Genomic DNA, 22,101 nt, shown 5'->3' on the forward strand with positions numbered 1-22,101 from the left:
CAGGAACGGAGAGCACGCGTGACGCGCAGCGTGTACGTGACCGGGATCGACCGCGGCGACGGCCGCCAGGTCGTCGAGCTGGGGGTCATGGAGCTCCTGACCCGGCAGGTCGACCGGGTGGGCGTCTTCCGTCCCCTCGTCCACGACGGGCCGGACCGCCTGTTCGAGCTGCTGCGCGCCCGGTACCGGCTGTCCCAGGACCCGGCGACCGTCTACGGCATGGACTACCACGAGGCGTCCGTCCTCCAGGCGGAGCGGGGCGCGGACGAGCTGGTCTCCACGCTCGTCGACCGGTTCCACCGCGTCGCGCGCGCCTACGACGTCGTCCTCGTCCTGGGCACCGACTACGCCGACACCCAGTTCCCGGACGAGCTGTCCCTCAACGCCCGGCTGGCCAACGAGTTCGGCGCCTCCGTGATCGGTGTCGTCGGCGGCCGCGGGCAGACCGCGGAGTCGGTGCTCGCCGAGACCCGCAACGTCTACCGGGCGTACGAGGGGCTGGGCTGCGACGTCATCGCGATGGTCGCCAACCGGGTCGCCCGCAAGGACCGGGACCCGATCGCGGAGCGGCTCGCGGGCCGGCTGCCGGTGCCCTGCCACGTGATCCCCGACGAGCCCGCCCTGTCCGCGCCGACCGTCGCGCAGGTCGCGCACACGCTCGGCGCGAAGGTGCTGCTCGGCGACGACTCCGGGCTCGCCCGTGACGCGCTCGGCTTCGTCTTCGGCGGCGCGATGCTGCCGAACTTCCTGAACGCGCTGACGCCGGGCTGTCTGGTGGTCACCGCCGGCGACCGGGCCGACCTGGTCGTCGGCTCGCTGGCCGCGCACAGCGCCGGCACCCCGCCGATCGCCGGTGTGCTGCTCACCCTCGGCGAGGTGCCGAGCGGGGACGTCCTGACCCTGGCCGCCCGGCTCGCCCCCGGCACGCCCGTGCTGTCGGTGACCGGCAACAGCTTCCCGACGGCCGAGCAGCTGTTCTCCCTGGAGGGCAAGCTCAACGCGGCCACCCCGCGCAAGGCGGAGACCGCCCTCGGTCTGTTCGAGCGGCACGTCGACACGGCCGACCTGCTGAAGCGGGTCTCCGCGCCGAGCAGCGACCGCGTGACGCCGATGATGTTCGAGCACCAGCTGCTGGAGCAGGCCCGCTCCGACCGGCGCCGGGTCGTGCTGCCGGAGGGGACGGAGGAGCGGGTGCTGCACGCGGCCGAGGTGCTGCTGCGCCGCGGCGTCTGCGACCTCACCCTGCTCGGGCCCGTCGAGCAGATCCGCAAGAAGGCCGCCGACCTGGGCATCGACCTGGGCGACTGCCAGTTGACCGACCCGGCCACCAGCGAGCTGCGCGACCACTTCGCCGAGCTGTACGCGGGGCTGCGCGCCCACAAGGGCGTGACGGTGGAGCTGGCGTACGACGTGGTCTCCGACGTGAACTACTTCGGCACGCTGATGGTGCAGGAAGGCTTCGCCGACGGCATGGTGTCGGGCTCGGTGCACTCCACGGCCGCCACCATCCGGCCCGCGTTCGAGATCATCAAGACCAAGCCGGACGCCGACATCGTCTCGTCCGTGTTCTTCATGTGCCTGGCCGACAAGGTCCTCGTCTACGGCGACTGCGCCGTGAACCCCGACCCGAACGCCGAGCAGCTCGCCGACATCGCCATCCAGTCGGCGGCGACCGCCGCCCGGTTCGGCGTGGAGCCGCGGATCGCGATGCTGTCGTACTCCACCGGCACGTCCGGTTCGGGGGCCGACGTCGACAAGGTGCGGGAGGCCACGGAGCTGGTCCGGGCCCGCCGTCCCGACCTCAGGATCGAGGGGCCGATCCAGTACGACGCGGCGGTGGAGCCGTCGGTCGCGGCGACCAAGCTGCCCGGGTCCGAGGTGGCCGGCCAGGCCAGCGTGCTGATCTTCCCGGACCTGAACACCGGCAACAACACGTACAAGGCCGTGCAGCGCTCGGCCGGCGCGATCGCCGTCGGGCCGGTGCTCCAGGGTCTGCGCAAGCCGGTCAACGACCTGTCGAGGGGCGCCCTCGTGCAGGACATCGTCAACACGGTCGCCATCACGGCGATCCAGGCACAGTCCCCGAGCGAGAAGGCGACCGCCCAGTGAGTTCCACCCGTGTCCTCGTCCTCAACTCCGGCTCCTCGTCGGTGAAGTACCAGCTGCTCGACATGCGGGACAGCAGCCGGCTGGCCGCCGGGCTCGTGGAGCGCATCGGTGAGCACACCTCCCGGCTCAAGCACACGCCCCTCGCCCGGGGCGGGGAGTCCCGCGAGTGGACCGGGCCGATCGCCGACCACGAGGCCGCGCTGAAGGCCGTGGCCGAGGAGCTGGCCCAGGACGGGCTCGGGCTGGACTCGCCCGAGCTGGCCGCGATCGGGCACCGGGTGGTCCACGGCGGCAAGCGCTTCACCGAGCCGACCGTCGTCGACGACGCCGTGCTCGCGGAGATCGAGCGGCTGATCCCGGTGGCGCCGCTGCACAACCCGGCCAACCTGACCGGGATCCGTACCGCGCTGTCCCTGCGCCCCGACCTGCCCCAGGTCGCCGTCTTCGACACCGCCTTCCACACGACGATGCCGGAGTCGGCCGCCCGCTACGCGATCGACGTCGAGACCGCCGACGCGCACCGCGTCCGGCGCTACGGCTTCCACGGCACCTCGCACGCCTACGTCTCCCGGGCGACGGCGAAGCTGCTGGGCCGGGCGCCCGAGGAGGTGAACGTCATCGTGCTGCACCTGGGCAACGGGGCGTCGGCGTCGGCCGTGCGGGGCGGGCGGTGCGTCGACACATCCATGGGACTGACGCCGCTCGAAGGCCTGGTGATGGGGACCCGCTCCGGGGACGCCGATCCGGCCGTCATCTTCCATTTGGCGCGTGTTGGCGGAATGTCCATCGACGAAATCGACACTCTTCTCAACAAGAAGAGCGGACTGATCGGCCTGTGCGGCGACAACGACATGCGGGAGATCCGGCGCCGCATCGACGAGGGCGACGAACGGGCGAAGCTCGCCTTCGACATCTACATTCACCGTCTGAAGAAGTACATCGGCGCCTATTACGCCGTCCTCGGGCGGGTGGACGCGATCGCGTTCACCGCGGGGGTGGGCGAGAACGCGGCGCCGGTGCGGGAGGCGGCCGTCGCCGGCCTGGAGACCCTGGGCCTGGCGGTGGACGGCGAACTGAACGCCGTACGCAGTGACGAGCCGCGGCTGATCTCGCCCGGGGACGCACGGGTGAAGGTCGCCGTGGTGCCGACCGACGAGGAGCTGGAGATCGCGACGCAGACGTACGCACTGGTCGAAAACACGAACTGAGCAGGAAAGCAACTGAGCGCCGGCCACCTCATTTGTATCTTCCGCCAGACGGAATATTCCGCGGCGAAACAAACCGATAGGATCGTCCCATGCGCCGTTCGAAAATCGTCTGTACTCTCGGCCCCGCGGTCGACTCCCACGAGCAACTCGTGTCGCTGATCGAGGCCGGCATGAACGTGGCCCGCTTCAACTTCAGCCACGGTACGCACGCCGAGCACCAGGGCCGGTACGACCGGGTCCGTGCCGCGTCCAAGGAGACCGGCCGCGCCATCGGCGTCCTCGCCGACCTCCAGGGCCCGAAGATCCGCCTGGAGACCTTCGCCGAGGGCCCGGTCGAGCTGGAGCGGGGTGACGAGTTCGTCATCACCACCGAGGACGTGCCGGGCGACAAGCAGATCTGTGGCACCACCTACAAGGGCCTGCCCGGGGACGTCTCGCGCGGCGACCAGATCCTGATCAACGACGGCAACGTCGAGCTGAAGGTCCTGGACGTCGAGGGCCCGCGGGTGAAGTCGATCGTCATCGAGGGCGGCGTCGTCTCCGACCACAAGGGCATCAACCTGCCCGGCGCGGCCGTCAACGTGCCCGCGCTCAGCGAGAAGGACATCGAGGACCTGCGGTTCGCGCTGCGCATGGGCTGCGACCTGGTCGCGCTCTCCTTCGTCCGGGACGCCAAGGACGTCGCCGACGTCCACCGGGTCATGGACGAGGAGGGCCGCCGCGTCCCCGTCATCGCCAAGGTGGAGAAGCCGCAGGCGGTGGAGAACATGGAGGACGTCGTGATGGCGTTCGACGGCGTGATGGTCGCCCGTGGCGACCTGGCCGTCGAGTACCCGCTCGAGAAGGTCCCCATGGTGCAGAAGCGCCTGATCGAGCTGTGCCGGCGCAACGCCAAGCCGGTGATCGTCGCGACCCAGATGATGGAGTCGATGATCACCAACTCCCGTCCGACCCGCGCCGAGGCCTCCGACGTGGCCAACGCGATCCTGGACGGCGCCGACGCGGTCATGCTCTCCGCCGAGTCGAGCGTGGGCGCGTACCCGATCGAGACCGTGAAGACGATGTCGAAGATCGTCACCGCGGCCGAGCAGGAGCTGCTCTCCAAGGGCCTCCAGCCGCTCGTCCCCGGCAAGAAGCCGCGCACGCAGGGCGGTTCGGTGGCCCGCGCCGCCGCCGAGATCGCCGACTTCCTCGGCGGCCGCGGCCTGGTCGCCTTCACCCAGTCCGGCGACACCGCCCGCCGGCTGTCCCGCTACCGCGCCGCCCAGCCGATCATCGCGTTCACCACGGACGAGGGAACCCGCAACCAGCTGGCGCTCAGCTGGGGCGTGGAGTCGCACGTCGTGCCGTTCGTGAACAGCACCGACGAGATGGTCGACCTGGTGGACCAGGAGATCACCCGGCTGCACCGCTTCGAGCCGGGCGACATCGTCATCATCACCGCCGGTTCGCCGCCCGGCGTCCCCGGCACCACCAACATGGTCCGCGTCCACCACCTGGGCGAGGGCTCTTCCCGCGACTGAGCGGCGACCCCCGCGCGGGGTCTCGTACGGCGGTACGGCGCTGAGGGCGCGCTCCTGGAACAGGGGCGCGCCCTCTCGGCTGTCCGGCACGGGACGGGCCCGACACCGTAGGGGCCGCAAACTATCAACACCCTGTCAAAGATGATCGTTTCATGAGAGTCTCCTCCCCTGGCGGTGATCCGTTGCGGCGGTCCCGGCGGGTTCCGAGCGATGAGGACGGCGGGCGCGAGCCTGCCGGCAAGGGGGAGGGAAAGGCCATGAAGTCCCGGAGAACGGTGACGCGGGCGTTGGCGACGGGGGTGTGCGCGATCGGCCTGGTCGCCGGCGTGCAGGGCCAGGCCTGGGCGGGAACGGTGACCATCGACGCCGCCGGCGGCGCCGGGTACGGCACCTGGAACGCCGACCCGGACGGCTCGATCCCCGGTGACGCCATCCGGGCCTGCGACACCAAGGCCGACGGCTGGGGCGTCGAGACCGCTCTCGACTACGACTTCGACACGGTGCCCGACCGGATCGTCGACACCCGCGGTCACGCCGCGGGCTACTGCACCGGCTGGCTGGGCGGTGACCTCAGGGAGGGCCGGACCGTCCGCATGTACGTCACGCCGGTGCAGGGGAGCAGCACCGGGCCCTCGTACTACATCGACGTCGTGGCCTGACCACCCACGGGAGCGCCCCCGGCCCGGATCCGCGCCGGGGGCGGTGCCGTCAGTCGGTCGTGTACAGCTGCATGCCGGGGATGTGCAGCGTCCCGCCGAACTGGGCGGCCTGAGTGACCTTCACATCGGTGAAGTAGATCAGCGGGATGTTCAGCGGCGGCGGGCTGTCCGGGCTGAACGTGATCGGGACCAGGCCGAACAGGTTGCCCGAGATGCTCTCGGTGTACATGATCGTGTCGCCGTCGCGGATGGTGGAGGTCGTGCCCTCACCGGCCTGCACGTGGTACGTCTTGCCAGAGTTGTCGTCGTTCACCAGCTGGTGCAGATCGCCGATGTCGGTGCCGCCGGAGATGACGTACTTCAGCACCTTCTTCGTGGTGCCGCTCGCGGTCTTCACCTCGACGACACCCTGGTAGTCCGCGTTCTTGAGCAGCAGCGAACTCGCCTCGAGGTACCACGGGTCGTCCGCGACCGGCACCTTGTTGTCCACGCCGCCCTCGTCGTCCGTGGCGGCGACGCAGTCCTCCGCGTCGGTGGTGGAGCTCGCGGAGGGGCTGGGCGAGGACGTGGCCCCGTCGGTGGCCTCGTCCGCGGCCTCTTCGGTGTCCTCCGCCGCGTCCTCGGCGGTCTCCTTCACCTCGTCGGTGGTGTCCTCGACCGTGCCGCCGGAGGAGTCGCCCTCGCCGGAGGAGTCCTTCGTGTCCGGGGCGGAGGAGGAGGTGCCGCTGTCGGCGGAGGCGGAGGCGGACGCGGACGCGGACGGCGACGGGCTCGCACCGGTCGTCGCCTCGTCGGAGGTGTCGCCGTCGAAGAGGTCGGTGATGGCGTCGCCGATGGTCTCCAGGAGGTTCTTGTCCGTCGCGGAGGCCGACGGGCTCGCCGTCGCGGTGGCGCCGGAGGACGACGCCGTCCCGTCCGCCGAGGAGGCGGCCTCGGAGGACGCCGACGGGGACGGCTCGGCCTCGTCGTCAGAACCTGAATCTGACGACGAGGAGCCGTCCGCCGTACTCCCCTTGCCGGTGGAGTCCGTGGAGTCCTCGGAGTTCCCGGAACTCTGGGAGTCCTGGGAGTCCTGGGAGTCCTGCGCGTCCGACGCGTCGTCCGCGGAGTCGCTCCCGGAGGCCGACGGGGACGGTGACGCGGAGGCGGAGGCGTCCGCGCCCTCCAGGGCCGTCACGCACTCCTGGTACTCGTCGGCCAGCTTGCTGTTCGCCGTGGGCTGGTCGTCGGCGACGGCGAGCGTCGGCGTGAACCCCATGCCCATGAGGACGGCGGTGGGCATCGCCGCCATCGCTATCGCCTTGCCCGCCGGCATGTGGAACCGGGTGAGCAGGGGCTTCTTCGGCGCCGCGTGGCGCCCTGTGCCCTTCGGCCGGTCCGGCGAGGCCGGGCCGGTGGTGCGGGCCTCGTCAGCCGACACGGTGCACTCCGTTCGGTTCCTTCGCCCCGTCGCCGTACGGCGCGCCGCCCTCGGCCGGCTCGTGCCAGGAGCGGGGCAGGTCCGGCTCACCGGCGACGGCTCCCGGAGCGGGTTCCGGCGCGCCGTCCGTCGTGGGAGCGGGCCCGGCACCCTTCGGCGCCGCGCCCTCGGCCGTGGGCTTGCCGGGCGCCCAGGAGAGGGCGAGCGCTCCGCCGATCAGCGCCAGCAGGAAGCCGATGATGAAGCCGCCGATGTTGGAGACCACCAGCGAGACCAGCGCGAGGAGGATCGAGGCGATGCCGGCGAAGACCCGGGTGGCCTGCTGGAACCACATGGTCAGGCCCAGCGTGACCAGCAGGACGCCGATGATCAGCGAGCCCGCCCCCGCGGTGGTCGACATGGCGAGCGACATGGTGCCCAGCTTGAGCGTGGCGTACGGGAAGTAGGCGATCGGCAGTCCGCCGAGCAGGGTGAACAGGCCTGCCCAGAAGGGCCGGGTGCCCCGCCAGTCACGGAAACGCAGACGCAGCCGGGTGAACCTCCCGGCGCTCTGGTCCGGAGTCTCGGCACTCATGGAAAACAGCTCCCTGGGTCCGGTGGAAGTACGTACCGGCTCGGCCGTACGCGTGCAGAAGCCGGAAGGTCTGAGACGGTTCAGGTGGGCCCGGCGTCCGGCCGGGCCGGGCCCGCGGGGCGGAGAAGCACCGGCTTCCCCGCCCCCGGCGGAACCCCCCGGGGCGGCTCAGCCGCCCCGGGACACCCCGGTGACGGAAGCCGTCAGTAGCACTCCATCTTGGCGTCCGTGCCGAGGCGCATGGACAGGCCGCTGAGCTTGAACGTGCCGGCCGTGGTCGCCCACGCCGTCTGCTCCACGCCGTAGAGGTCGGCCGTCTCCGCCTGCTGGGCGAAGCCGCCCGGCAGCACGGTCTCGCCCTCCTTCACGGCGGGACCCTCGGTCTTGTCCTTGATCGCGACGCCGATGTCGATGTTCTTGAACTCCGCGTCGGCGTCGAGCTGGGCGACGTCGATGTAGAGGTTCTCGGCGACGACCGGGTTCTTCTCGTCGTTGCCCGCCTCGAGACGAAGGTAGATCGTCTTGCCTATGAGGGGGATCTCGGTCTTGACCGACTGGCACATCTTGGTGATCGTCGCGTCCTCGAACGACGAGACCGCGACCGGAACCTGCGTCTTGGCGTCGCCCTTGGTCGAGGTGTAGACGGTGTCGATGCCGCCGTACTGGGCGAAACCCTCACCGTGCAGGTGACCGGCCGTCACCTTGAACTGCTGGCCGGAGACGCTGAACGACGCCGCGAGGGCGCCCTGCGCCAGACCGATGCCCACACACGCCGCCGCGGCGACGCTGGGCACCATGACCACGGCGAACCGCTTCCATCTGGTCCCGCCACGCACCTGGGACTCCATATTTCCTCCTTCTCGGACGTACATCTCCTGGCTCCGGCTCGCCCCCTAGGCGGCGGCTCGGCCGGGCAGGGATGGGAGAAGTGCTACGTCCTCGGGAAGGAGAGCGCCCGTCTCGGAGGCGCGAACCGCGCACCGATCACCGGCGATCACCCCCGAGCGACAACCACTGGTCGCGCCTGAACACGCATCACGCACAACCTTGCTGGACAGGCTTCGCCGTGGCGAAGACCCCCCTGCCCAAGAGCCGGCGTCACTACCGCCCGCTCTGCTCGGTGGGGACCCAGGAAAACCCGTTGACCCAACCGGCTGCCGGGGCACGGGAACGGACCGAGCGTGGCCGATCGTGGTGCATTCTCGCCGCCCGCACAAGGGGGTTCGTTACTGGCTAGTAACGGCCGGATAACCGAACAACGACCCGGAGGTCTCGAGCGGCGACAGTCGGTGGCCATGACACCCAGGACAAATCTGTTGATCAGTGGACGGAATCCGACAGACCCACTGCCCCGACTTACTGCCAGTAACAGCGGCCGCGATTGCCAAGATTTGGCAAAGCGCGGCCGCACGGGACCATCTTCGACAGAACTTTCACGCGGGCATCACGGGCCCCGGCGTTTAGTGACTGGTCAGAACCAGGCCGCCCGCCCGGCTCAGAACAGCGCCCGGGCCAGCGCCCGCCGCGCCGTGGCCACCCGGGGGTCGTCCGGCCCGACCACCTCGAACAGCTCCAGCAGCCGCCGCCGTACGGCGTCCCGGTCGTCGCCCGCCGTGCGCCGCACGGTGTCGATGAGCCGTCCGAAGGCGTCCTCGACGTGACCGCCCACCAGGTCCAGGTCGGCGGCGGCGATCTGCGCCTGCGCGTCCTGCGGCTTGTCGGCGGCGTCCTTGCGCACCTGCTGCGGGTCCATCTCCTGCACCCGCTGGAGCAGTTCGGCCTGCGCCAGACCCAGCGTGGCCTCGGTGTTGCCGGGGTCGTCGGCGAGCACGTTCCGGTAGGCACGGACGGCGCCGGCCAGGTCACCGGCGTCCAGCGCCCGCACGGCCGCTTCGAGCAGCGCGTCGTACGGACCGGCCGGCGCCTCGGCCGGCTCCGTACGGCCGCCGGTCTCGGCGTCGGGGTCGACGGTCAGGCCGGTCAGACCGAAGCGCTGCTCGGCGACGGCCACCAGCTGGTCGAGGGTCTGGCGGATCTGCGCCTCGCCCGCGGCCCCCTGGAAGAGCGGCAGGGCCTGTCCCGCGACGACGGCGAAGACGGCCGGGATGCCCTGCACCCCGAACTGCTGCATCAGCATCTGGTTGGCGTCGACGTCGATCTTGGCGAGCAGGAAGCGGCCGTCGTACTCGACGGCGAGACGCTCCAGGACCGGGCTCAGCTGCTTGCAGGGCTGGCACCACTCGGCCCAGAAGTCGATGACGACGGGCACCTCGGCGGACCGCTGGAGGACGTCCCGCTCGAACCCGGCCTCGTCGACGTCGATGACGAGGTCGGCGGGGGACACCGCCCCCGTACCGCCCTGCCGGGCGGCTTCGGCCCGCGCCTGCTCCGCCTTCGCCTTGGCCTCCTGGGCCGCCTTCACCGCGGCGAGGTCGACGACCCCGCTCATGGACATGTTCCGTGGCTGCATGCGTCTATCCTCCCCCGTACCCGCGTGTGCGTGAAAAGCGAACCCGAATGTGCGCCGGGTCCCCACCCGCGCCAGGCGGTCGCGAACCCCCCACGCCGGGCGGCCGCGGCCCGCGCACGTCCGTCACGGGCTTTCGCTACGAGTCGTAGCGTAATGGTGTCGAGGGCCTCCCCGGGACCGGTCCCCGGTGATCTCCCTCACGGCGGCACGGCCCTGGGGGGCGTGGACCCCGCCGGATAGGGTCGGGACATGCAGAGCCGCAGCCCCGCCAGCCGCACCGGACGTCCGCGCAGCGCCGCCGCGGACGCCGCGATCCTGGCCGCCACGCGGGCGGCGCTGGTGGAGCTGGGCTGGTCGAAGCTGACGCTGGGGGACGTGGCGACCCGGGCCGGGGTCGCGAAGACCACGCTCTACCGGCGCTGGGCCGGCAAGAACGAACTGGTCGTCGACGCGGTCGCGGAACTCTTCGACGAGCTGGAGCTCCCCGACCGCGGCAGCCTGGCCGCCGACGTCGAGGGCGTGGTCTCGCAGTTCGCGGCGATCCTCGCCCGCCCCGAGGCCAGGAGCGGCCTGATGGCGGTCGTCGCCGAGTCCACCCGCGACGACGCCCTGCGCGCACGCATCCGCTGCTCCATCGTCGAGCCGCAGAAGGACCTGGTCCTGGAGGGCCGCTCCCGCGCCCAGGACCGCGGCGAACTCCCCCCGGAACCCGACCCCGGACAGGCCGCCCGCACGGTCGACCTCATCTTCGACGTCGTCGCGGGCGCGGTGGTCCACCGCACGCTGGTGAGCGGACAGCCGGCGGACGAGGAGTGGGTGCGCGGTTTCACCCGCGTGCTGCTGCTCGGACTGGCGGGAGCCGCCGCCTAGGTCCGGTCACGGCACCAGCGGCCCGACAGGCAGCGGATCGGCTGCCGCCCCGGGTGTTCAGAAGCCGGCCGGTTCCCTGTACACGCCCCACTCCTCCCGCAGCACGTCGCAGATCTCGCCGAGGGTCGCCTCGGCGCGTACGGCGTCCAGCATCGGCTCGATCATGCCGGCGCCGCTCCGGGCGGCGGCGAGCATGCCGTCGAGCGCGGCGCGCACGGCGGTGTCGTCCCGGGCCGCCCGGCGCGCGGCCAGCGCCCGCACCTGCTCCCGTTCCACCTCGTGGCCGACCCGCAGGATCTCCAGGTCCCCGGTCACCGACCCGGTGTGGGTGTTCACCCCGACGACCCTCTTCTCGCCCTTCTCCAGCGCCCGCTGGTAGCGGAAGGCCGACTCGGCGATCTCCCCGGTGAACCAGCCGTCCTCGATGCCCCGCAGGATCCCGGAGGTGACCGGACCGATCGGGTGCCGTCCGTCGGGGTGCGCCCGCAGCCCCCGTTCCTTGATCCGCTCGAAGATCTTCTCGGCGTCGGCCTCGATGCGGTCGGTCAGCTGCTCGACGTACCAGGATCCGCCCAGCGGGTCGGCGACGTTGGCGACGCCGGTCTCCTCCATGAGCACCTGCTGGGTGCGCAGGGCGATCTCCGCGGCCTGCTCGCTCGGCAGCGCCAGCGTCTCGTCCAGCGCGTTGGTGTGCAGCGAGTTGGTGCCGCCGAGGACCGCCGCGAGCGCCTCCACCGCCGTGCGCACCACGTTGTTGTACGGCTGCTGGGCGGTCAGCGAGACGCCGGCGGTCTGGGTGTGGAAGCGCAGCCACTGCGCCTTCTCGCTCCGCGCCCCGTAGACGTCCCGCATCCACCTCGCCCAGATGCGGCGGGCCGCGCGGAACTTGGCGATCTCCTCGAAGAAATCGACGTGCGCGTCGAAGAAGAAGGAGAGGCCCGGGGCGAAGACGTCGACGTCCAGGCCGCGGCTGAGGCCGAGTTCGACGTAGCCGAAGCCGTCGGCCAGGGTGTACGCCAGCTCCTGCGCGGCCGTCGAGCCGGCCTCGCGGATGTGGTAGCCGGAGACGGAGAGCGGCTTGTAGGCGGGGATGCCGGACGCGCAGTACTCCATCAGGTCGCCGATGAGGCGCAGGTGCGGCTCGGGCGGGAAGAGCCACTCCTTCTGCGCGATGTACTCCTTGAAGATGTCGGTCTGGAGCGTGCCGTTGAGGACGGCCGGGTCGACGCCCTGCCGTTCGGCGGCGACCAGGTACATGCAGAAGACGGGTACGGCGGGTCCGCTGATCGTCATCGAGGTGGTGACGTCCCCGAGGGGGATGTCCCGGAACAGCACCTCCATGTCGGCGGCGGAGTCGATCGCGACCCCGCAGTGCCCGACCTCGCCCAGCGAGCGCCGGTCGTCGGAGTCGCGGCCCATCAGCGTCGGCATGTCGAAGGCGACGGAGAGCCCTCCGCCGCCGTTGGCGAGGATCGTCCTGTACCGCTCGTTGGTCTGCTCGGCGTTGCCGAACCCGGCGAACTGGCGGATGGTCCAGGCGCGCCCGCGGTAGCCGGTCGGGTACAGCCCGCGGGTGAAGGGGTACTCGCCGGGCCACCCGATCCGCTCGAAGCCCTCGTAGGTGTCGCCCGGCCGGGGCCCGTACACCGGCTCCACGGGGTCCCCGGAGAGCGTGGTGAAGTCGGCCTCCCGTGTGCGGGAGGCGTCGTACCGGGCCTGCCAGCGTCGGCGGCCCTCCTCGATGGCGTCAGCGTCCATCCCTCGAATTTACTAGGACGTCCTAGTAAATGTCGACGGGAGACCGCCGTACGGGTCCGTACGGCGGTGGCGGTCAGGCCTTGGCGGCCACCGGGGCGTCCTCGGCGACCTTGGCCTCCAGCTCGCGGCTGATCCTGCGCTCGACGAAGAACGCGGCGGTCGGAACGGTCCCGGCCAGCAGCACCCACAGCTGCCGGGCGACCGGCCACTTCGCCTTGGAGCCCAGGTCGAAGGCGAAGACCAGGTAAACGACGTAGAGCCAGCCGTGCGCGATGGAGACGACCCGGGTGGCGTCCGCGGCGCCGTCGACGTCCAGCACGTACTTGCCGATCATGCACAGGCACAGCAGGACCAGCAGCACACCGGTGACGTAGGCCATGACGCGGTAGCGGGTCAGCACGCTCTTCTTCATGCCGACGAGCGTAACCACCCGTTCCGGGAGATCTTGTACCGGGTCGCCCGCCGCCGGGGCGTGCCGGCCGCTCCTCGCCGGACGGCCGTCACTCCTCGCCGGACGTCACTGCCCGCCGGAGCGCCCGTCACTCCTCCTCGAAGTCGTGCGCCGCGACCCGCAGGGGCCGCAGCATCGCGAAGAGCTCCGCGCACTCCTCGGCGTCGTACACGCCGAGCCCGAAGTCCATCGCCATCAGGTCGCGGGTGGCGGCCTCGACGACCTCACGGCCCTTGTCGGTGATGGTGGCGAGGGTGCCGCGGCCGTCGTTGGGGTTGGGCCGCTTGGCGACCAGGCCCGACTTCACCAGGCGGTCGACGGTGTTCGTCACGGACGTGGGGTGCACCATGAGCCGCTCGCCGATCTTCGACATGGTGAGCTCGCCCTCCTTGGAGAAGGTGAGCAGCACCAGCGCCTCGTAGCGCGCGAAGGTCAGCCCGTACGGCTTGACCACCGCGTCCACCTCGGCGAGCAGGATCTGGTGGGCACGCATGATCGAGGTGATCGCGGCCATGGAGGGCACGTTCCCCCAGCGCTGCTTCCAGAGCTCGTCGGCGCGGGCGATGGGGTCGAAGGGAAGGCTGAGCGGCTTGGGCACGGCATCAGACCCTACCCGCCGGTCATATCGCGGTCAGCCCCGTCTCGGTTTTCGGTCTCCCGGCCGCACGGCCCGCCCCGGCGTTCCTCGGACGTTCCTCGGACGTTCCTCAGTAGAGGTTGCGCAGTCCGAGGACGTCGCCCCGGCCGAGGGTGCGGGCGTCCGTGGTGCAGGCGAAGGAGTTCGTGAACATGGTCTGCCCCTCGTGACCTGGGCCGACGTGGGCCAGGCCGAACACGTGGCCCGCCTCGTGCGTGGCGACGCTGCGGATGTCGTAGGCGTCGGTGCAGTCGCCGGTGGGGTTGTTCGTGAAGGTGTAGTGGCTGGTGTTGAAGCGGACGTCGGCCTCCTTGAGCCAGTCCGGGCGGCCGGACATCGGGCGGCTCCACGAGCAGGTCGTGGCGACGACCCCGCCGCTGAGGTTCCCGGCGTCCCAGACGCTCACGCCGTCCCGCGCCGCGCAGCGGGCCTGCTGGTCGATGTCGGCCTCGTGATGGGTGCGGCCGTGGAAGAGGGCCCTGGCCGCCACCGCGTCGCCGAACCCGCAGTCGTTGCGGGTGCCGGTGATCGCGCCGATGGCGTCCTCGAAGGCGCGGCGGGCCTCGGCGGCGGAGAGATTGCCGGGCAGGGGGTCGTCGCCGAGCCACCAGTCGTAGGTGCCGTACTCCTTGTGGTCGGCGACGGCGTACGCACTGTCGGCGCAAGGGGCGCGGCGGGCGGCGCGGGCGGCCGGGGCCGCGGCACGGGTGTGCGCCTCGGAGCCGGCCTCCGGCGCCGGGGCGGCGGGGGCCGCCCCGCCCGCCCCGGCCTCCAGGTCGTAGTCGTAGGAGACCGTGCCGTCGGCGGCGACCTCCAGGGTGAAGCCGTGCCGCGTGCCGTCCACCGACAGGGCGTCCACGGTGACCTTCGTGCCGGGCTCGGGGACCGTGACCCCGGCGCCCCCGTGGGTGACGAGGCGTCCGACGGCCGCGCAGTCGAGGACCGAGGACCCGGCGGGCAGGTCGTCCGGGGTCAGCGCGCCGCGCCCGAGGACGCAGCCGCCGCCCGCGCGGGTGGACGCCTCGGCGCCCGCGCGCGTGGGTCCGTCGCCGCCGCCCACCACTGCCACCGACACCGCCAGTACCACCGCCGCGACGACCCTGCCCGCCAGTCCCGGCCCGTGACGACCTGTCACTTCGCCTCCGCCCGAAGGTCCGCCCATCGGACGGAACTTGATCGATTCTCGGAGAGGTTAGCCCTCGGACGCGGGCTGAAAACCATGTGGGATACCACCCGTTTGAGCGATCGCTCAAACGGGCGTACCGTCCCCTCCCGGAGGGTTGAGCGGTCGCTCAAACACCGTCCCGACCTGGGGGGTTCGCACGGGGCTCCACGTCGAGACGCGGATCCGTGCCGACCTGGACGACCTGTGGACACACACACGCGGCCTGGCCCGGCACCGGCGCTGGGACCTGCGTTTCACCGCGATCGAGTACCTCCCGCGGGGCAACGGCGAGCCCCGGCGCTTCCGCTACTCCACTCGCGTGCCGCCGTTCCTGACGATCGCCGGAACGGGCGTCTCGACGGGCGGGCGGAAACACCCGGACGGCACCCGGACCTCCACCTCGCGCTCCACCTCCCCGGGGCGCGGTCGGGGCGCTCGCCGACCGGCACGCGCGCGTGCGCCGTACGTCCTGCGTCCCCTTCTGCGCCCCCTGAAGGACCCCGTGCGCGGGCCGCGCGGTGCCCTTCGTCGTCGGTGACGTGCCGTGGGCCGGCGCCTCCGGCCGTGAGACCGTGGGGTTCGTGCGCACTTTCGATCTGTCCGGCCGGGCTCCGCTCAGCGTGGTGAAACGGTACGTCGGACCGCTGTTCGACGTCCGAGGCTCCGTCACGGCCGTGCGCGGGGAGGCCCGCGCGTGAGCCCGGAGACCGCCAAGTCGCTGGAGACGAAGACCAAGCTGCTGGACGGAGCGCTGCGCACCCTCACCGAGCAGGGCATCGCCGGGACGTCGGCGCGGACGGTGGCGGCGGCCGCCGGGGTCAACCAGGCGCTGGTCTTCTACCACTTCGGCTCGGTCGACGAACTGCTCGCCGCGGCCTGCCGGTACGGGGCGGAGCGCACGGTGGCGCGCTACCGGGCCCGCTTCGCGGCGGTCGGCTCACTGTCCGAACTGCTCGCCCTCGGCCGGGAGATCCACGAGCGCGAGCGGGCCGACGGCCACGTCACCCGGCTCGGCCAGCTCCTGGCCGGCGCCCGCACGCACGAGGCCCTGGGCCCGGCCACGGCCGCCGGGCTCGACCTGTGGGTCGTGGAGATCGAGAAGGTCCTGCGCCGGGTGCTCGCCGGCACCCCCTTCGGAGCGTTCACGGACCCGGCGGGACTGGCCCGGGCGGTCGCGGCCTCGTTCGTCGGGATCGAGCTGTACGAGGGGGTCGACGAGGCGGGTGCCACGGCGGCCCTGGACGCGCTGGAGCGGCTCGGGGTGCTGGTGGGCGCACTGGAGGAGCTGGGGCCGGTGGCCCAGCGGGCGGTACGGCAGTACCTGCGGCGGGCTTCGGCGAGACGGTGAGCCCGACGACCGCGGCAGGGCCGGCACGGGCGGCGGGCTTGGCGCGGGCGGCGGGCTTGGCGCGGGGCGGTGTGCCCGGCAGCCTCGGCGGGCCCGCCGTGAGGCGGTGCGCACCGCTGCCCGGCAGGTCCCGGCGTGGGGCGGCGGGCGCACGGCGGGTGCCCGCGCCGCCCTACTCCCCCTCGTGCGCCAGGTGCCGCTCGACCGTCTCCACCTTCGACGTGAGTCCGTCCGTCACACCGGGGCGGATGTCCGCCTTGAGGACCAGGGACACGCGCGGCGCCCGTTCCTCGACGGCGGCGACGGCCCGCCGGACGACGTCCATGACCTCGTCCCACTCGCCCTCGATGGACGTGAACATGGCGTCGGTGCGGTTCGGCAGCCCGGAGGCGCGGACCACGCGGACGGCCTCGGCGACGTACTCCCCCACGTCCTCGCCGACGCCGAGAGGGGTGACGGAGAAGGCGACGATCACGCGTTCACCACCCCTTCCTTGCGGGCGCGGGAGGCGATGACCGCGTCCTCGGCCTCACGGCGGAGCCTGCGGTCGGCGAAGAAGCCGCCGGTCGGCAGCACCGACAGGACGAGGTAGAGGGCCGCGGTCCCCAGGGGCCACTTCGCGCGGTTCCAGGCGTCCGCCCAGAAGAGCACGTACAGGATGAAGAGCACGCCGTGCACCGCGCCCATGACCGGCACCGCGTTGAAGTCCGTGGTCCGCTTCAGCACCGAGCAGACGAGGAGCAGGAGGAAGGAGATGGCCTCCGGGGCGGAGACCAGGCGCAGTCGGCGGAGGGCGGAGGCTGTCTTGAGGTCCACGGGTCACCTTCGGTGTCGATGTGCTGGGCCGTTTGTGAACGCACGCACAAGGGTCCGCCCATTGTGGCAAACGAACGGCGCGGGGCGGGGGCGGGGGTCGCCCTCCCCGTCGGGGGAGTCGCCGGCGTCAGGGAGCGGCGCCTCCTCCCCCTCCGGGGGCCATCAGGGGACGATCAGGGGCGAAGTCCACCCGTGGGACCTGTCGGCGGAGCCGCCCGGCGGCTACCTTCGCTGCGTGGCGATGTTCCGACTCCAAGGCAGCAAGGTGCTCGCCGTCGACATGACCGGGGACGCCGTGAAGGCGAAGAACGGCTCGATGGTCGCGTACGACGGGCAGATGGATTTCAAGAAGCTGAGCGGCGGTGGTGAGGGGCTGCGCGGGATGGTGACGCGGCGGCTGACCGGCGAGCAGATGACCGTGATGGAGGTGAAAGGGCGGGGGACGTGCTGGTTCGCGGACCGGGCCTCCGAGATCAACCTCGTCGATCTCCGGGGGGACAAGCTGTACGTCGAGTCGAGCAACCTGCTCGCGACGGACTCCGGCCTGCGGACGGGGACCAGTTTCACCGGCCTGCGCGGCGCCTCCCAGGGCAACGGCCTGTTCACGACCACCGTCGAGGGCCACGGCCGGGCGGCGATCACCTCGGACGGACCGGCGGTGGTGCTCAGGGTGAGCCCGCAGTACCCGCTGACCGTCGACCCCGGTGCGTACATCGCGCACCAGGGGAACGTCCGGCAGTCCTTCCAGTCCGGTGTGACGTTCCGCACGTTCCTGGGGGAGGGCGGCGGCGAGGCCTTCCAGATCCGCTTCGAGGGGGACGGCCTGGTGTACGTACAGCCCAGCGAGCGCAACACGATCGCGGGGGACGTCTGAGATGCCCTTCCGCGAGATCAACTCCAAAATGGTCGAGGCGACCGTGCTGCCCGGTCAGCGGCTGTTCAGTCAGCGCGGCGCGATGCTGGCGTACCGGGGCGAGGTGTCGTTCACGCCCAACATGCAGGGCGGCCAGGGCGGCGTCATGTCGATGATCGGCCGGCGGCTCGCCGACGAGGACACCCCCCTGATGACCGTCGAGGGCAGCGGCACCGTCCTCTTCGGGCACGGCGGCCACCACGTCCAGGTCATCCAGCTCACCGGCGACACGCTGTACGTGGAGGCGGACCGGCTGCTCGCCTTCGAGGGCACGCTCCGGCAGGGCACGATGTTCATGGGCTCCCAGGGCGGCGTCATGGGCATGGTCCGCGGCCAGATCAGCGGCCAGGGCCTGTTCACCACGACGCTCAAGGGGCACGGCGCGGTCGCCGTGATGGCCCACGGCGGCGTCTTCGAGATCCCGATCACCCCGCAGCGCCCGGTCCACGTCGACCCGCAGGCCTACGTCGCCCACCACGGTGACGTCCGCAACAAGCTGTCGACGGCGCTCGGCTGGCGGGACATGGTGGGCCGCGGCTCCGGCGAGGCGTTCCAGCTGGAGCTCAGCGGCAGTGGTGCGGTGTACGTCCAGGCGTCGGAGGAGAAGCTGTGACCACCTACCCCCACCCGGGGACCGGCCCCACCGTCCTCGACCCGGCGACCCTGCCCGTCGACGACAACGTCAACGCGTACACCTTCTGCGTGGAGCTCAAGGGGAGCCAGTGGTTCCTGCAGAAGGGCAAGATGATCGCCTACTACGGCTCGATCGACTTCAACGGCGTCGGGCACGGCCGGCTGGACCGCCTGGTGCGCACGTCGTTCCATTCGCCACTGCACGCGAGCGAGTGGGTCGTGGCGGAGGGCTCCGGCAAGATGCTCCTCGCCGACCGGGCCTTCGACGTGAACTCGTACGACCTGGACGACGGCAATCTGACCATTCGCTCGGGCAATCTCCTCGCTTTTCAGCCAAGTCTGTCGCTGAAGCAGTCGATCGTTCCGGGATTCCTCACGCTGATCGGAACCGGGAAGTTCGTGGCCGCGTCCAACGGTCCCGTGGTGTTCATGGAACCGCCCATCCGGGTGGACCCGCAGGCGCTCGTCGGATGGGCCGACTGCCCGTCCCCGTGCCACCACTACGACCACGGGTACATGACGGGCGTGATGGGCGGTCTACGTGCGCTGACGGGCCTGGGCGGGGTCTCCGGCGAGGAGCACCAGTTCGAGTTCGTGGGGGCCGGTACGGTGCTGCTCCAGTCGAGCGAGACCCTGATGGCCGAGCAGGCCACCGGGGTGGTGCCGGCGGAACCCGGGGTACCCGGCGGCAATGGACGGCCGGTCGGGCACGGCGGGCAGAGCGGCGCACCGCGCCTTCCCGGACAGCTGGGGGACCTCCAGCGTCGCTTCGGTCTGTGAGCGGTAGTCTGCGGAGTGTGACCTCGAACGCGTGCGCACCGTCACACCACCCTCACTAGTTAGCTTTTCAACTTCTTAGGTAGACTTCAATCATGGAGACCGACACGGCCACGCGCTGGCTGACCGATGCGGAGCAGTGCGCCTGGCGCACCCACCTGGAGGTCAACAGGCTGTTGACGTACCAGCTCGAGAAAGACCTCCAGCCGTTCGGCCTGACGATGAACGACTACGAGATCCTGGTGAACCTCTCCGAGTCGGAGGGCCTGCGGATGCGGATGAGCGACCTGGCGTCCGCCACCCTCCAGTCCAAGAGCCGCCTCTCCCACCAGATCACCCGGATGGAGAACTCCGACCTGGTGCGCCGGGAGAACTGCGAGTCGGACCGCCGCGGCCTGTACGCGGTCCTCACCGACCGCGGTCTGGAGACGATGCGGAAGGTGGCGCCCCATCACGTGGCGTCCGTGCGGCGGCACTTCATCGACCTGCTCTCCCCCGAGGCGCTCGTGGAACTGGAGACGTCCCTGAAGCCCATCGCGGACCACCTGCGCACCCAGCGGGGACGCCCCTAGCCGCACCCGGCGGGGACGCCCCCGGCGTCCCTCGCGTCCCGCGTCCGCTCGGGTCTACCCGGCGGCCGGCAGGCGGAGCTCGAACAGGGCTCCGCCCGCCGGCGCCTGCCGGACCGTGAGCGTGCCGCCGTGCCGTACGGCCACGTCGCGGGCGATGGCCAGCCCCAGCCCCGCCCCGCCGTCGTCGCGGCTGCGCGCGGCGTCGAGCCGGACGAACCGCTCGAAGACGCGCTCCCGGTCCGCCTCCGGAACGCCGTCCCCGTCGTCGGCGACCTCGACGACGGCCCACCGCCCCTCCCGCCGTACGGCCACGGTGACCGCCGAACGGGCGTGCCGCTCGGCGTTGTCGAGCAGATTGGCGAGCACCCGCCCGAGCTGCGCCCGCGATCCGGTCACCTCCACCGGCTCCGCGTCCACGGTGACCCGCGCCCGGCCGGCCGCCTGCTCCCGTGCCGGCACCGCCAGGTCGACCCGCGCGTCCGCGGGCCGCTCCCCCGCGTCCAGCCGGGCGAGCAGCAGCAGGTCGGCGGCGAGGTTCTGCAACCGCACGGTGTCCTCGACGGCACCGGGGACGTCCAGCAGCTCCGGGTGCGCGGCCCCCACCTCCAGCTGGGTGCGCAAGGACGCGATGGGGCTGCGCAGTTCGTGCGAGGCGTCGGCGACGAAGCGGCGCTGGCGCTCCACGGCGGTCTCCAGCGCGGCCAGGGTCTCGTTCGTCGCCCGGGCGAGCCGGGCGATCTCGTCGTGGGTGGCCGGCTCGGGAACGCGCCGGGCCAGGTCCGCGGAGGCGGTGATCGCGGCCATCTCGCGCCGGATGCCCTCCACCGGGCGCAGCGCCCGCCGGGTGACCCGCCAGGTGACGCCCGCGACCACGGCGAGCAGCAGCGGGAAGCCGATCAGCATGACGGTCAGGGCCGCGCCGACGGCGCTCCGTTCGGCGGACAGGGGGGCGCCGGCGTGGACGGTGAGCGTGCCCCGGCCGCCGGTCTCCACGGACACGGTGGCGAAGCGGTAGTCGGCGGTGTCGCCGTCGACGGTGGCGGAGCCGTCGGAGTAGGAGGTCTCGTCGCCGATCTCCCCGGCTTCGAGAGCCTCCCCGTCGTCCTCGCCGTCCTCCTCGCCGTCCTTGTCGTCCTCCCCGGCGTCGTCCCGGGCTGCCGCCGGGCGTACCGCGTCCGTGCCCGTGCCGCTGATCCGTTGCAGGTCCTCCCCGGCCGCGACCAGGGTGCCGTCCTCGGCGACGACCTGGACGGGCCGGTCGTCGTCGTCCAGGGACAACTGTCCGTAGGGCAGCCCGGCGGCCAGCTCGGCGGCGACCTCCCGCGCGGTCCGCTCCGCCAGGGTGCTCGCCTGGCCGCTCAGACTGGACATCAGCGACAGCAGGACGGCGGTTCCGGCGGCCACCAGCGCGATGGCGACGACGAGGGTCGCGCCGAGCGTGGCCCGGGCCCGCACGGAGTCCAGCCGCCGCCTCACCGCCCGGTCTCCAGCCGGTACCCGGCGCCGCGGACCGTCCGGATGAGCCCGGCGTCCAGCTTGCGGCGCAGCGCGCTGACGTACACCTCGACGATGTTGGGGTCGCCGTCGTAGGCGAAGTCCCAGACGTGGTCGAGGATCTCCGCCTTGGACACCACCTCGCCGGCCCGCAGCACGAGCTGCTCCAGGACGGCGAACTCCTTGGCGGTCAGCGCGGCCTCCTCGTCCCGCAGGAAGACCCTCCGCGCGGCCGTGTCCACCCTCAGCGCGCCGTGGACGTGCACCGGCGAGGCCCCGGCGCCCTGCCCGCGCCGCCGCAGCAGGGCCTTGACCCGGGCGACGAGGACGACGTACGAGAACGGCTTGGTCAGGTAGTCGTCCGCGCCCGTGTCGAGGCCCTCCGCCTCGTCGTACTCGCCGTCCTTGGCGGTGAGCATGAGGATCGGGACGTCGTTCCCGGCGGCGCGCAGGGCGGCGCAGACGCGGTAGCCGTTCATGCCGGGCAGCATGATGTCGAGGACGAGCAGGTCGTACGGCGTCCCGCCCGCCCGGTGCAGGCCTTCCGGGCCGTCGTGGACGACGTCCACGGCGTACCCCTCGGCGGTCAGGCCCTTGGCGAGGGACAGGGCGAGGCGCTTCTCGTCCTCGACGATCAACAGTCGCATGCCCCTCAGCGTCGCAAACCGAAGCTGAAGGGATCTTCAGGTGGCTTCAGGTTCCTC

The 22,101-nt window shown here is 71.8% G+C and carries 22 protein-coding genes; 10 read left to right on the top strand and 12 right to left on the bottom strand.

Annotated elements, in window-relative coordinates:
* Positions 1-18: 18 nt before the first annotated feature.
* The 4 genes from pta (at position 19) to ACZ3KJ_RS12495 (ending at position 5,499) form a co-directional block, all read left to right on the top strand.
* Positions 19-2,109: a phosphate acetyltransferase gene (gene pta, locus ACZ3KJ_RS12480; protein WP_467526492.1), complete on the top strand. Its 2,091-nt coding sequence runs from the start codon at positions 19-21 to the stop codon at positions 2,107-2,109.
* Complete coding sequence (locus ACZ3KJ_RS12485; protein ID WP_467526493.1) at positions 2,106-3,317, top strand: acetate kinase; 1,212 nt, start codon at positions 2,106-2,108, stop codon at positions 3,315-3,317. The genes pta and ACZ3KJ_RS12485 overlap by 4 nt, the downstream gene beginning before the upstream one ends.
* 89 nt (positions 3,318-3,406) lie before the next feature.
* Complete coding sequence (gene pyk, locus ACZ3KJ_RS12490) at positions 3,407-4,840, top strand: pyruvate kinase (protein WP_467526494.1); 1,434 nt, start codon at positions 3,407-3,409, stop codon at positions 4,838-4,840.
* Between the two features lie 257 nt (positions 4,841-5,097).
* Positions 5,098-5,499 (top strand): hypothetical protein, encoded by a 402-nt coding sequence (locus ACZ3KJ_RS12495; protein ID WP_467526495.1) that lies wholly within the window; start codon positions 5,098-5,100, stop codon positions 5,497-5,499.
* A 49-nt stretch (positions 5,500-5,548) separates the two neighbouring features.
* Here the strand turns inward: ACZ3KJ_RS12495 and ACZ3KJ_RS12500 are convergent, their stop codons facing one another.
* The 4 genes from ACZ3KJ_RS12500 to ACZ3KJ_RS12515 form a co-directional block, all read right to left on the bottom strand.
* Complete coding sequence (locus tag ACZ3KJ_RS12500; RefSeq protein WP_467526496.1) at positions 5,549-6,919, bottom strand: hypothetical protein; 1,371 nt, start codon at positions 6,917-6,919, stop codon at positions 5,549-5,551.
* Entirely contained in the window at positions 6,909-7,493 is a 585-nt protein-coding gene (locus ACZ3KJ_RS12505; RefSeq protein WP_467526497.1) for a DUF6114 domain-containing protein, read from the bottom strand. The genes ACZ3KJ_RS12500 and ACZ3KJ_RS12505 overlap by 11 nt, the downstream gene beginning before the upstream one ends.
* 203 nt (positions 7,494-7,696) lie before the next feature.
* Positions 7,697-8,341, bottom strand: coding sequence for a DUF6230 family protein (locus tag ACZ3KJ_RS12510; RefSeq protein WP_467526498.1), 645 nt, complete (start codon positions 8,339-8,341; stop codon positions 7,697-7,699).
* 647 nt (positions 8,342-8,988) lie between these two features.
* Positions 8,989-9,963, bottom strand: a complete 975-nt coding sequence (locus ACZ3KJ_RS12515; protein ID WP_389514301.1) for a tetratricopeptide repeat protein — start codon at positions 9,961-9,963, stop codon at positions 8,989-8,991.
* Positions 9,964-10,212: 249 nt separating this feature from the next.
* On the opposite strand from ACZ3KJ_RS12515, the gene ACZ3KJ_RS12520 reads away from it, so the two are divergent.
* Positions 10,213-10,833, top strand: a complete 621-nt coding sequence (locus ACZ3KJ_RS12520; protein WP_467526499.1) for a TetR/AcrR family transcriptional regulator — start codon at positions 10,213-10,215, stop codon at positions 10,831-10,833.
* Between the two features lie 57 nt (positions 10,834-10,890).
* Here the strand turns inward: ACZ3KJ_RS12520 and ACZ3KJ_RS12525 are convergent, their stop codons facing one another.
* The 4 genes from ACZ3KJ_RS12525 to ACZ3KJ_RS12540 form a co-directional block, all read right to left on the bottom strand.
* Positions 10,891-12,591 carry an acyl-CoA mutase large subunit family protein gene (locus ACZ3KJ_RS12525; protein WP_467526500.1) on the bottom strand — a complete coding sequence of 567 codons (1,701 nt, stop codon included), beginning with the start codon at positions 12,589-12,591 and terminating at the stop codon, positions 10,891-10,893.
* Between the two features lie 73 nt (positions 12,592-12,664).
* On the bottom strand, positions 12,665-13,003 hold the full coding sequence (locus ACZ3KJ_RS12530) for a DUF3817 domain-containing protein (RefSeq protein ID WP_467526501.1): 339 nt from the start codon (positions 13,001-13,003) through the stop codon (positions 12,665-12,667).
* Between the two features lie 127 nt (positions 13,004-13,130).
* Positions 13,131-13,640, bottom strand: a complete 510-nt coding sequence (locus ACZ3KJ_RS12535) for a MarR family winged helix-turn-helix transcriptional regulator (protein ID WP_467526502.1) — start codon at positions 13,638-13,640, stop codon at positions 13,131-13,133.
* A 109-nt stretch (positions 13,641-13,749) separates the two neighbouring features.
* Positions 13,750-14,814, bottom strand: a complete 1,065-nt coding sequence (locus tag ACZ3KJ_RS12540) for a matrixin family metalloprotease (protein WP_467526503.1) — start codon at positions 14,812-14,814, stop codon at positions 13,750-13,752.
* Between the two features lie 724 nt (positions 14,815-15,538).
* On the opposite strand from ACZ3KJ_RS12540, the gene ACZ3KJ_RS12545 reads away from it, so the two are divergent.
* A complete protein-coding gene (locus ACZ3KJ_RS12545; RefSeq protein WP_467526504.1) occupies positions 15,539-16,192 on the top strand; it encodes a TetR/AcrR family transcriptional regulator in 654 nt (217 codons plus the stop codon).
* A 172-nt stretch (positions 16,193-16,364) separates the two neighbouring features.
* Here ACZ3KJ_RS12545 and ACZ3KJ_RS12550 read toward each other — a convergent pair whose 3' ends face one another.
* Positions 16,365-16,667, bottom strand: coding sequence for an MTH1187 family thiamine-binding protein (locus ACZ3KJ_RS12550; protein ID WP_467526505.1), 303 nt, complete (start codon positions 16,665-16,667; stop codon positions 16,365-16,367).
* Positions 16,664-17,008: a DUF3817 domain-containing protein gene (locus ACZ3KJ_RS12555; RefSeq protein ID WP_467526506.1), complete on the bottom strand. Its 345-nt coding sequence runs from the start codon at positions 17,006-17,008 to the stop codon at positions 16,664-16,666. The genes ACZ3KJ_RS12550 and ACZ3KJ_RS12555 overlap by 4 nt, the downstream gene beginning before the upstream one ends.
* 241 nt (positions 17,009-17,249) lie before the next feature.
* On the opposite strand from ACZ3KJ_RS12555, the gene ACZ3KJ_RS12560 reads away from it, so the two are divergent.
* The 4 genes from ACZ3KJ_RS12560 to ACZ3KJ_RS12575 all read left to right on the top strand — a co-directional run bounded on the left by ACZ3KJ_RS12560 (position 17,250) and on the right by ACZ3KJ_RS12575 (position 19,903).
* Entirely contained in the window at positions 17,250-17,882 is a 633-nt protein-coding gene (locus tag ACZ3KJ_RS12560; protein WP_389514444.1) for an AIM24 family protein, read from the top strand.
* A 1-nt stretch (position 17,883) separates the two neighbouring features.
* Entirely contained in the window at positions 17,884-18,534 is a 651-nt protein-coding gene (locus ACZ3KJ_RS12565) for an AIM24 family protein (RefSeq protein ID WP_467526507.1), read from the top strand.
* Positions 18,531-19,334 (top strand): AIM24 family protein, encoded by an 804-nt coding sequence (locus ACZ3KJ_RS12570; protein ID WP_467526508.1) that lies wholly within the window; start codon positions 18,531-18,533, stop codon positions 19,332-19,334. Before ACZ3KJ_RS12565 ends, ACZ3KJ_RS12570 begins: the two co-directional genes overlap by 4 nt.
* A gap of 92 nt (positions 19,335-19,426) precedes the next feature.
* Entirely contained in the window at positions 19,427-19,903 is a 477-nt protein-coding gene (locus ACZ3KJ_RS12575) for a MarR family winged helix-turn-helix transcriptional regulator (RefSeq protein WP_467526509.1), read from the top strand.
* Positions 19,904-19,957: 54 nt separating this feature from the next.
* Here the strand turns inward: ACZ3KJ_RS12575 and ACZ3KJ_RS12580 are convergent, their stop codons facing one another.
* Both ACZ3KJ_RS12580 and ACZ3KJ_RS12585 read right to left on the bottom strand, forming a co-directional pair.
* A complete protein-coding gene (locus ACZ3KJ_RS12580) occupies positions 19,958-21,379 on the bottom strand; it encodes a sensor histidine kinase (protein ID WP_467526510.1) in 1,422 nt (473 codons plus the stop codon).
* Positions 21,376-22,044 carry a response regulator transcription factor gene (locus ACZ3KJ_RS12585; protein WP_467526511.1) on the bottom strand — a complete coding sequence of 223 codons (669 nt, stop codon included), beginning with the start codon at positions 22,042-22,044 and terminating at the stop codon, positions 21,376-21,378. Before ACZ3KJ_RS12585 ends, ACZ3KJ_RS12580 begins: the two co-directional genes overlap by 4 nt.
* Positions 22,045-22,101: the final 57 nt, after the last annotated feature.

The organism is Streptomyces sp. NPDC003248, assembly GCF_055563235.1.